This is a genomic window from Paracoccus sp. S4493 (assembly GCF_000967735.1).
In the GTDB taxonomy this organism is placed as follows: Bacteria; Pseudomonadota; Alphaproteobacteria; order Rhodobacterales; family Rhodobacteraceae; genus Paracoccus; species Paracoccus marcusii.
On record NZ_JXYF01000365.1, the window covers coordinates 1 to 405 of the forward strand.

Here is a 405-nt window from a genome sequence, read left to right on the forward strand (position 1 = left end):
CGACCTGCTGTCCATCGCCGCGGGCGTCGAGGCCGGATCGGGTCACCCCCTAGCGCAGGCGATCGTTGCCCGGGCACAGGCTGCGGGCGCTCCGGTGCCCGCGTCGCGGGATGCCCGTGCCTTGCCCGGGCGTGGGGCGGTGGCCACCGTCGGCGGCGCGCCCGCCTGGGTCACATCGCCCTCTCACGCCGCGGAGGCGGGCGGCGTCGACCCCGCGGCTCTGTCACGCGTCACCGCGCTTGAGGAACAGGGCCGGACCGTCGTCGCGGTGTTTCGGACGGGACAGCCCTTGGGGCTGATCGCGATGCGCGACGAACCGCGTTCCGATGCGGCCGCCGCCATTCGCCAGCTGTCGGCGATGGGCCTGGGCGCGACGATGCTGACGGGCGACAACGCCCGCACCGC

General features: G+C 75.6%; 1 protein-coding gene. It reads left to right on the plus strand.

The window, feature by feature from the left end; all coding sequences use genetic code 11:
* Nucleotides 1-405: HAD family hydrolase (locus TW83_RS17765; protein ID WP_045984120.1), on the plus strand; the 405-nt coding region annotated here is incomplete at both ends.